Source organism: Microbacterium sp. B35-04 (genome assembly GCF_010634885.1).
GTDB lineage: Bacteria > Actinomycetota > Actinomycetes > Actinomycetales > Microbacteriaceae > Microbacterium.
Genome location: NZ_MWLP01000139.1, coordinates 1 through 6700, shown reverse-complemented (window position 1 = coordinate 6700; position 6700 = coordinate 1). Strand labels below are relative to the sequence as shown.

The window sequence follows — 6700 nt, the reverse complement described above, 5'->3', positions numbered from 1 at the left end:
GACGGATGCCGCGGGTCGCGGGTCGCGGCGGCACGATCACCTCGGCCCGATCGGCGGCAGGTCGGCCACGGGCTTGCGGGCTCGCACGACGCCGCCGGTGGCGGCGAGCCAGCACCCGGCGACGACCAGCGGGAAGCCGATCAGGAGGCCGAGTGTCAGCGGCTCGCCGAGGATGAGGGTGCCGAGCACGATCGCCACGACCGGGTTGACGTAGGTGAACAGGGGCGCGCGCACCGGACCGACGCGTGCGATCAGCGCGAAGAAGGTGATGAACGCGAGAGCGGTGCACAGCACCGCGAGCGCGATGAGCGACACGGTGCCCTCGATCGTCGGCACCTGGTGCTGGGTGAGGAACGCGATCGGCGTGTAGAAGATGCCGACCGCTAGGAGGGCGAGGGTGATCGAGCCGAGGGACGGCACATCACGCAGCTTGGTCGCGATGACGAACGGTGCGATGGCGTAGAGCAGGGCGACCAGGAGCACCTCGCCGACCGCGATGAGCCCAGCGCCGCCCTCGATGGAGAGCCCCGGACCCGCCACGATCACGAACACCCCGATGAAGCCGATGAAGAGCCCGATGCTGCGGGCGGGGCTCAGCACCGAGCGGTCGCCGCCGCCGAACGCGATGATCGCGGCGAACAGCGGGACGGTCGCCACGAGGAGGCCGGTCAGCCCGGACGGCAGCGTCTGCTCGGCATGTCCGAGGAGGAGGAAGGGCCCGGCCATCTCGATGGCACCGAACACCAGCACCCAGCCGATCTTCGCGAACGCGGGGCGCAGCGCCTTCTGCCGGATGGCGAACGGCAGCAGCAGCAGCGCGCCGAGGAGCGTGCGGCCCGCCACCACCGCGGCGGGCGAGTACGACTCCACGGCGATGCTGATGAACAGATACGGGATGCCCCACAGCACCGCCATCGCGGCGAACAGCAGCCACGCACGCGTGTCGAAGCGCTGCGAGGAGTTCATTTGGTGCCTCTCCGTGAAGGGATGGAGGCCGGTGCGCAGATCGCCCGGCCCCGACGCTCGGTATTCCAGCTTCGGGCGACCGAGCGGTGGAGGGCGAGGCGGCCGACCGCCAATCTACGGCGGAGTTCCGACATCCTCCCGGGTCAGACCGACCGTCGTCCTTCGAACGCGCGGCCGAGCGTGACCTCGTCGGCGTACTCGAGGTCGCCGCCGACCGGCAGGCCCGATGCCAGACGCGTGACCGAGATCTCGAGTGTGCGCAGCAGCCGGCTCAAGTAGGTCGCCGTCGCCTCACCCTCGAGATTCGGGTTCGTCGCGAGGATGACCTCCTGCACCGTGCCGTCGGCGAGCCGCTGCATGAGCTGCGTGATGCGCAGGTCGTCGGGGCCGACGCCGGCGATCGGGCTGATGGCGCCGCCGAGGACGTGGTACAGCCCTCGGAACTCCCGCGTTCGCTCGATCGCGGCGACGTCCTTCGCATCTTCCACGACGCAGACGAGCGTCTGGTTGCGGCGCGGGTCGCGGCAGATCGAGCACCGCTCCTGCTCGGAGACGTTGCCGCACACCTCGCAGAAGCGCACGCGCTCGCGCACCACACTGAGCAGCTCGGCGAGATGCGACACGTCGAAGTTGGGCGTCTGCAGGATGTGGAACGCGATGCGCTGCGCCGACTTGGGACCGATCCCGGGCAGGCGGCCGAATTCGTCGATGAGGTCTTGGACGATGCCGTCGTACATGGGCTAGCTGAACCTCGTCGGCGGCTCGTAGGGCTCCTCGCGCAGGAACGTGGCTCCGAGCACCTGGCGCACCACCGCCTCGCCGTAGCGCTGCACGCCGCCATTGCGCGTCGTGACCGCCGGAGTCAGGGGCGGTGCGACCGTCGGCGGCACCGGGACGTCGGCGACGACATCCGGCTGGTCGTCTTCGGTCTCGTCGTCGTCGCGCTCGACGGAGGGGACGACCTCGGTGCGCGGAAGCACGTCGCCCTCGCGGGGCGGCGCCAATGTCGCCACGCGCGTCGCCGTGGCCGCTGCATCTTCGGGCTCGTCGTCGACCGCGAACTGGCCGGGCGTCTCGACAGGCATCGCCGCCGGGCCCGGGTCGGGCGGTGGAGCGTCGTCGTCGGAGGGGATCGCGGCGACGGCCCAATCGGTGACCGGTGCGGCCGCAGCAGAGGCGGCGGACGGCGCGGCGTGTGCCGACGGGCGAGACGCGCGCGCCGACGCCGGCCGGCCGGCCGTCGAGCCGCCGGGTGCTGCGGCGCGGGACGCCGACGCGGGCGCCTGCGCCTGCGCCGGCGGCGAAGCGGATGCCTGCGGCGAGACAGATGCCTGCGGCGACACGGATGCCTGCGGCGACACGGATGCCTGCGGCGACGGGGTCGGCGCGGTGGAGGCCGCGCGCCGCGACGCGAGCGCTTCCGTTGCGGACGATTCACGCTGCTCCTGGCGCCCGGGAACCGCCGCGGCGCGACCGCCCGCGGGACCCGCCGAGTCACCCGAGCTGCCCGCAGCGGGACCGCCCGGCCCACCGCCGGCATCATGACGGGCGATGTACTTCACACGGATGCCGAGCACAGCCAGAATCGCCTGGCGAAGGTCTTCGCTGGGGCCCTTGCCAGCGGCGAGCTGCTTGAACTTGGCGACGTCGCTCTGGCTGGCGAACGCCAGCGTCAGCACGTCATCGTCGAGCGCTGCGGTGCGCGCACCCGACGCGAGCATCCACGACGAGCGGCTGACGTTCTCGAGGTGGCCGAGCACCTGCGGCCAGGCCGCTTGCAGCCGCTCGAGCGTGACCGGTCCGGCCGGCGCCGGCTCGGCGGGCGCGGTGGTCGGCGCCGCGGACTGTGTCGCGGTGGTCGGCGCAGGCGCGGTGGTGGGCGCTGGAGCGGTGGTCGGCGTGGCAGCGGGAGCGGGCGCGGGCGCGGCGGCCGGCGCACTCACGGCGGCGGGCGTCGCGGTAGCGGTGGGCGCAGCCGCGGGCACCGCCGCAGGCGCACTGCCCGCTCCGCGCGCGAGCACGCGCGCGACCATGAGCTCGAGCTGGAGCCGGGGCGAGGTCGCGCCGGTCATGTCATCGAGCGTGGCGATGACGAGGTCGGCGATGTGCGAGAGACGCGACGTGCCGAACGCGTCGGCCTGACGCTGCATGCGCGCGAGGTCCTCGGCGGACACGCCACGCAGCACCGCGGCAGCGCCCTGACCGGTCGCCGACACGACGATGAGGTCGCGCAGGCGCTCGAGCAGATCGTCGACGAAGCGGCGCGGGTCCTGACCGGTCTGCACGACGCGGTCGACCGCCGCGAACGCCGCCGCGGCGTCGGAGCCGGCGAAGGCGTCGACCACCTCGTCGAGCAGCTCGGCGTGCGTGTAGCCGAGCAGCGCGACGGCGCGCGCATACGTGACCTTCGCGTCCTCGGAGCCGGCGATCAACTGGTCGAGCAGCGACAGCGTGTCTCGCGGGGAGCCGCCGCCGGCGCGCACGACGAGCGGCAGCACGCCCCGCTCGACGTCGACGCCCTCCTGCCCGCACAGCTGCTCGACGTACTCGAGCATGGCCGCCGGCGGCACCAGGCGGAACGGATAGTGGTGGGTACGCGAGCGGATCGTGCCGATGACCTTCTCGGGCTCGGTCGTCGCGAAGATGAACTTGACGTGGTCGGGCGGCTCTTCGACGAGCTTGAGCAGGGCGTTGAAGCCCTGCGGCGTGACCATGTGCGCCTCGTCGAGGATGAAGATCTTGAACCGGTCGCGGGCCGGGGCGAACACGGCCCGCTCGCGCAGGTCGCGGGCGTCGTCGACGCCGTTGTGGCTCGCGGCGTCGATCTCGACGACGTCGAGCGAGCCACCGCCGCCGCGGCCGAGCTCGACGCAGCTGTCGCACTCGCCGCAGGGCGTGTCGGTCGGTCCCTGGGCGCAGTTCAGGCAGCGCGCCAGAATGCGCGCCGACGTGGTCTTTCCGCAGCCTCGAGGGCCCGAGAAGAGGTACGCGTGCCCGACCCGGTCGCTGCGCAGCGCCGTCATGAGCGGTTCGGTGACCTGCGACTGCCCGATCATCTCGCCGAACGACTCGGGTCGGTAACGGCGATAGAGGGCGGTGGTCACTCCCCCAGCCTACGGCGTGGTGCCGACATCGCGGTGGCCGCTCGCGCCGCCTGCTAGATTGCTCGGCAGTGACACGGGGTGCCCGCGCGGCGGGCTGAGAAGACACCCGTCGAACCTGATCTCGATCATGCGAGCGAAGGGATGTCGCGATGAACGCGCGCGCCGAAGACCACCTGTCCACCCTCTCCCCCGCCGCCGGGCTGACGGCGCTGCGCGAGGCCTCGCCCTTGGTGCAATGCATCACCAACGCGGTGGTGACGAACTTCACCGCCAACGCCCTCCTCGCCGTCGGCGCGGCGCCGGCGATGTGCGACATCCCGGGTGAGGCGGGACTGTTCGCAGGCGTCGCCGACGGTGTGCTGGTCAACCTCGGCACCCCGACCGCCGAGCAGCGCGATGCCGCCCGCGAGGCCGTTCGTCACACGTCGCGGTGGGTGCTCGACCCCGTCGCGGTCGGTGTGCTCCCGGTGCGCACGGCTCTCGCGGCCGAATTGCTCGAGCACCGTCCGGCGATCATCCGCGGCAACGCCTCCGAGATCCTTGCGCTGGCCGGTGAGGGCGCCGGTGGTCGCGGCGTCGATGCCACGGACGGCACGGATGCCGCAGCCGGCGCCGCGCGATCGCTCGCGCTGCGGTCCGGCGGCGTGGTCGCCGTGTCGGGCCCGGTAGATCTCGTGACCGACGGCGAGCGTATCGTGCGGATCCACGGCGGCCACGCGCTCCTCACCCGCGTCACCGGCGGCGGCTGCTCGCTCGGCGCGGTGATGGCCGCGCTGCTCGGTGTGTGCGCCCCGCTGGAGGCTGCGGTATCGGCATCCGCCCTCTACGCGGTCGCCTCGGAGCGGGCCGCGGCGCGGTCGGAGGGGCCGGGATCGTTCGCCGTGGCCTTCCTGGATGCGCTCGACGCCGTGGCAGCGGCGCCCGCCGAACTCGATGCGCGCGTCGCGGGCGCGCTCGCGGCTCGATGATCCGCACCGCCGGGCGCCTCGCGGTGCATCTCGTGACCGACGACCGCGTGCCGTTCGACCGGCTGCTCGACGTCGTCGACGCCGCGGTCGGCGCAGGAGTCGACGTCGTTCAGCTGCGCGCCAAGTCCGTCAGCGCGCGCGAACTGCTGCGGCAGGCGGTGCGGATGGCGGATGTCGTCGACCGCCGCTGCCTGCTCCTGATCAACGACCGCGTCGACGTCGCGGTCGCCGCCCGCGATGCGGGAGCACGCGTCGACGGCGTCCACCTCGGCCAGGCCGACCTGCCGCCTGAGACGGCGCGACGCCTGCTCGGCGCGGACGCCGTCATCGGGTGGACGGCGAACTCGCCGGAGCACCGGGCTGCAGCATCCGCTCTGCTCTCCGGCACCGTCGACTACCTCGGAGTCGGCGTGATCCGGCCGACCTCCACCAAACCCGACCACCCGCCGGCGCTCGGCATCGACGGCTTCGCAGCGTTCGCGACGAGCACGAGGGTGCCCTGCGTCGCGATCGGCGGAGTGCGCCTGAGCGACGTCGCACCGCTGCGGGAAGCCGGCGCAGCCGGTGTCGCGGTGGTCTCGGCGATCTGCGGAGCCGACGATCCCGCTGCGGCGTCGCGCGCCCTCCGCAGCGCCGCCGACGCGCTCACGCTCGAGGCCCAGGAGGTGGCGCGGTGAGCGGCGCGCTCGTCGCGCAACCCGCCGTCGAGGAGGCGCCGCATCGCGGGCACGCGATCCCGCGCGTGCTGAGCATCGCCGGCACCGACCCCACGGGCGGCGCGGGCATCCACGCCGACCTCAAGTCCATCGCCGCGCTGGGCGGCTACGGCATGGCGGTGGTGACCGCCCTCGTCGCCCAGAACACACGCGGCGTGCGCGAGGTGCATGTGCCGCCGACGGCGTTCCTCGTCGCGCAGCTCGACGCCGTGTCGGATGACGTCGAGATCGACGCAGTGAAGATCGGGATGCTGCAGTCCGCCGAGATCATCGGCGCCGTGCGGGAGTGGCTCGACCGCGTGCGCCCGCCGATCGTCGTGCTCGACCCGGTCATGGTGGCGACCAGCGGCGACCGGCTGCTCGACCCCGCCGCCGAGGAGGCGCTGCGCGCACTCGCGCGCGAGGTGGATCTCATCACCCCGAACCTCGCGGAGCTGGCCGTGCTCGTCCGCCGCCCACGGGCGACAGCCTGGGTGCAGGCACTCGCCGACGCGCGGGCTCTCGCGAGCGAGACGGGGACGGCAGTGCTGCTCAAGGGCGGGCATCTCGACGGCGCGGACTGCCCCGACGCGGTCGTGGCGGCCGACGGTGCGGTCCACGAGGTCGGCGGCACACGCGTCGCGACCCGGAACACCCACGGCACGGGCTGCTCGCTCTCGTCTGCGATGGCGACCCTCCGCGCGGGCGGTGCGACGTGGCCCGATGCCCTGGTGCGCGCGAAGACGTGGCTCACCGGCGCGCTCGCGCACGCCGACGCTCTGGGGGTGGGTGAGGGCAACGGCCCGATCGACCACTTCCACGAACAGCGGTTCGCGGCTGGGCCCCCACCGCCGGAGGCTCCGCTCGACCCGCCTGGGCCCCCGCCGCCGGAGGCTCCGCTCGACCCGCCTGGGCCCCCGCCGCCGGAGGCTCCGCTCGACGCGCCAGCGGCGAGTGGAGTGGCAGC

Annotated in this window: 6 protein-coding genes and 1 riboswitch; of the genes, 3 read left to right on the top strand and 3 right to left on the bottom strand. The window is 73.3% G+C overall.

The features are described 5' to 3' along the window. Positions 1–36: 36 nt before the first annotated feature. The 3 genes from B1729_RS19935 to B1729_RS19925 all read right to left on the bottom strand — a co-directional run bounded on the left by B1729_RS19935 (position 37) and on the right by B1729_RS19925 (position 4070). Entirely contained in the window at positions 37–966 is a 930-nt protein-coding gene (locus B1729_RS19935; protein WP_163619293.1) for a DMT family transporter, read from the bottom strand. Between the two features lie 143 nt (positions 967–1109). Beyond that, positions 1110–1703 carry a recombination mediator RecR gene (recR, locus tag B1729_RS19930; protein ID WP_163619292.1) on the bottom strand — a complete coding sequence of 198 codons (594 nt, stop codon included), beginning with the start codon at positions 1701–1703 and terminating at the stop codon, positions 1110–1112. 3 nt (positions 1704–1706) lie between these two features. Then, the gene (locus B1729_RS19925) at positions 1707–4070 is read right to left on the bottom strand and encodes a DNA polymerase III subunit gamma and tau (RefSeq protein ID WP_163619290.1); all 2364 of its coding nucleotides are present in this window, start codon (positions 4068–4070) and stop codon (positions 1707–1709) included. Between the two features lie 64 nt (positions 4071–4134). Then, a riboswitch (TPP riboswitch) is annotated at positions 4135–4229 on the top strand. Between B1729_RS19925 and thiM the strand changes: the two genes are divergently transcribed. From thiM to thiD, 3 genes are all read left to right on the top strand, one after another. After that, entirely contained in the window at positions 4220–5038 is an 819-nt protein-coding gene (gene thiM, locus B1729_RS19920) for a hydroxyethylthiazole kinase (RefSeq protein WP_163619288.1), read from the top strand. It overlaps the preceding riboswitch by 10 nt. Continuing rightward, positions 5035–5715: a thiamine phosphate synthase gene (gene thiE, locus B1729_RS19915; protein WP_163619286.1), complete on the top strand. Its 681-nt coding sequence runs from the start codon at positions 5035–5037 to the stop codon at positions 5713–5715. The genes thiM and thiE overlap by 4 nt, the downstream gene beginning before the upstream one ends. Further along, on the top strand, positions 5712–6700 hold a 989-nt coding region (gene thiD / locus B1729_RS19910; RefSeq protein ID WP_239539730.1), incomplete at its 3' end, for a bifunctional hydroxymethylpyrimidine kinase/phosphomethylpyrimidine kinase. The genes thiE and thiD, both read left to right, overlap by 4 nt.

What these genes read in the sequence shown, in the direction of transcription:
- B1729_RS19935 (WP_163619293.1), bottom strand. Translation starts at nt 966, where the DNA reads ATGAACTCCTCGCAGCGCTTCGACACGCGTGCGTGGCTGCTGTTCGCC.
- recR (WP_163619292.1), bottom strand. Translation starts at nt 1,703, where the DNA reads ATGTACGACGGCATCGTCCAAGACCTCATCGACGAATTCGGCCGCCTG.
- thiM (WP_163619288.1), top strand. Translation starts at nt 4,220, where the DNA reads ATGAACGCGCGCGCCGAAGACCACCTGTCCACCCTCTCCCCCGCCGCC.
- thiE (WP_163619286.1), top strand. Translation starts at nt 5,035, where the DNA reads ATGATCCGCACCGCCGGGCGCCTCGCGGTGCATCTCGTGACCGACGAC.